Below are 3,146 nucleotides of genomic sequence, written 5' to 3'. Positions count from 1 at the left end.
GGTAAGATAGTAATATTTTTAATTTATATCAAATATGAAGATTCATTTTTATAGCGTTAATAGCCAACTTTGATGGCGTGTATATTTTTCTTTTTCATTTGGCCTTATTATATATAATAGATAAAAAGGGATAAGTGATGGCAACATTAGCAAATAATAAAATTTATAGTAAAATTTACCACCTAGGTTATCAAGTTATTGAGCCAGGGCTAACTTTTAATTCCTATTTGCTAAAATATGGAGACGTATTTGTTTTATTTGACTTACCACCCATTTCTAAAATGGAAAAAGTCGCGATGGAAATTGGTAAAATCACCCCAATTGAAAAGATTACTTATCTCGTTATTCAAAATATCAACATATCATTAATTAACTCCATTAATTATCTTCGTAATAAAGGTTTCAAGGGAACGATTGTTTCTAATGAATTTTTCACTAAGCAAATTAATGAAAGCATCGTTTTGCTACCCAAATACATTATTGAAAAACATGATTATCGCTTAATGCTGGACGAAGAAGTCGGACTAGATTTTTATCCAGTGTTTTTTCTTCCCCATCCGCAGATGTTTTTTACTTATTTTTCTCAGCTTGCTACGGTGCTTTCTTCCACGTTGTTTTCCAGTTTTGTAGATCAAGATAAAACAATCACTTTTGATTTAGTTAAGACGCAGATTACGGCTTTTGAAAAAGCCAGTTTCCCAGATAAAACCTTTTTTAAAGGACCATATCAAAAAATATCAACACTTAAAGTGAATAATATTTTACCGATGTTTGGTTATATTATTTTCGAACCATTAACTAACCAAGTTGTGGATTTTATTATGCATCGCGATCTTATTGTAGCGAACAAAGAAACAATTACTGATGAAGCGTCACAACTACATCTTTTGCAAAGAGAAAACGAGCGTATGCAAATTCGTCAATTTGATCAAGAAATGGAAATTGCCGCATTGAAATCGCAAGTCTTAGAAGCAGAAAACGCTATTTATAAAGACGGAGTTACCAAACTGCTTAACCAACAATATTTTAAAAATCTTTTAATCAAGGATTTAGCAGGAACAACATTACCTGGTCATCATCGTGGAGTTTTACTTTTCCGCCTTGATCAACTCGATGCGATTAACCGTAAATATTCCAAGGAAATTGGCGATGAGACATTACGTGACTTAGTTTATGTTATAGAAAAGAATATCGATGATAGTAACGACTTAATATTTAAACAAAATGGCCCAGGTGTTTTTGTTTATAAACTCAATACGACGCCGAAAAAATTACGGGAATTTGCCGTAAAAATACGTAACGCCGTTGATAATTCTAAAGCTTTCATTGAACGCGTTACGGTTTCTGTCGCTATTGTGAGTGCAGAAGAAGTGGAGACATTTGATTCTAAAGAACAGCAAGCGACGGAAATAATGAACTTACTTGATAAAAGGATGCGTCAAGCTTATAAAAGTGGTAACGCGATGATTATCGATTCCGAAGCCAAATTAGATATTGAAAATGAGGGCGTTATTTTGCTTATTGATGAAGATGAAATCAGCCGAAACATGTTACAAAGAATTTTTAAGCGCATTAATCTCGAAGTCATTTTTGCAAAAGATGTGGAAGATGCCCTCCAAATTATTATTAACACGCCAATTGATTTTATTATTTCTGAAATCAATCTTAGTAAGATGGATGGGTTTGCACTTAAACGCCAACTTAATGAAACAAAAGAATATCGACAAATTCCATTTATTATGGTCTCGCATAGCAAAACCGTTGAAAATATTCGCCGGGGTAACCTGCTCGATGTTGATGTTATCCTTGAAAAGCCGATTATACCGGAAGAATTATTAGGCTTTATTAAACGCTTTAGAGAACGAAAAAATCCGCTATGACGACTGATTTAGCATTGATTGTACTATATATATTTCTTGGTCTTATCGCAGTGTTAATTGCGGCGATATTTTTTCAAAAAGCCAATAACGCGCGCCTAAGTGCCCGCCATAATGCGGCCCGCGACTTCATCATGCAACGCTATTTTGACCATGAAAAAGTGAAGATGCCGGTTTCCAGTCGTTTCTTTTTTAACGCCTTTTATGAAGTTGAAACGCAAATTCAAATTGAACCAGAAATTCGTCAACAAATTATTGATGATCTCATGCAAACGAAATTTCTTCATCAACAAATTCGCCGATTACATCACTGGAACCGCTATGTTCGCCGAATGGCGACATATTACATTGGTTCTTTAAAAAATGCGGATCTTCGCCCTTTTCTTGTTAAACAATTTTATCGAGAAAAAAATGATAGTGTGCGTTTCTTTTTGCTTTATCAAATTATTGAAGATATCGATCAACCAATGTTTGATTATTTAATGAAGACGCTATGCAATAACCGCTCGAAATACCCAACGTGGGTGTTTGCCTTAATTAAAAACCATTTTCAATATTTAAAACCATTTATTATGACTTATTGGGATTGTCATGATGAAGTTTTAGAAAAACTATTTATTTACTTATCGGGAACGCTTTATGATGCCGATTTAAAAGCTTACGCTGCTCAAGTGTCAGAAAATGAAACGCTGGAACTTTCCTTTCGCTTACAAGCACTGGACGCACTCGCTACTAATTATCCAGAGGTGCTTGCAAACGATTATTACATGCAGCATCCAATACCAGAAATCAAACAAAAAGCGATTCGCTCATTAGCAACGAAAATTGAGCAATCAACCGTCGATTATCTTATTGATTCGTTTGATGGAAGTAAGTTGGATATTGATCGAATTCAAAGTTTGTCGCGGATTGTTTTTGATGCAAAAAATTTGTTGCTTTATGTTTTCGAACGTTACAAAAATGCGAAACTTAAAGAACAAAAGTTTGGACTTGCCCGCGTCATGTCCCATCATCTTGAGTATTTTATTCTTAAAGTTAAGACTCAGGATTATCCTTATATAACAAATATTATTGATAATTTGCTCGAATTACGCGTTGTTGAAAGTATCATCGATTTCCTTAATCAAAATAAAGATCTAGATATTGAGCGTATCATGCTGGTATTGATTAAAAAGTACGCTTTAATTGACCCATTTTATCTCGACCAATTCACGATTTATCTAAATGCGGACATTCTTAAAAAAATCGGATTAATTAAAAAAGCCCAGC

2 protein-coding genes are annotated in these 3,146 nt (G+C 33.9%); both read left to right on the top strand.

All coding sequences use genetic code 11. The features are described from left to right. The first annotated feature begins 137 nt into the window (after nt 1-137). A complete protein-coding gene (locus RBQ93_RS12375) occupies nt 138-1,880 on the top strand; it encodes a response regulator (RefSeq protein ID WP_320372428.1) in 1,743 nt (580 codons plus the stop codon). After that, nucleotides 1,877-3,146 (top strand): hypothetical protein (locus RBQ93_RS12370; protein ID WP_320372427.1); only part of this gene is annotated, 1,270 nt, incomplete at its 3' end. The genes RBQ93_RS12375 and RBQ93_RS12370, both read left to right, overlap by 4 nt.

This window comes from Trichlorobacter sp., assembly GCF_034008105.1.
Lineage (GTDB): Bacteria > Desulfobacterota > Desulfuromonadia > Geobacterales > Pseudopelobacteraceae > Trichlorobacter.
Note: the sequence above shows the minus strand (reverse complement) of the source record. Positions and strands in the feature narration are given on the sequence as shown.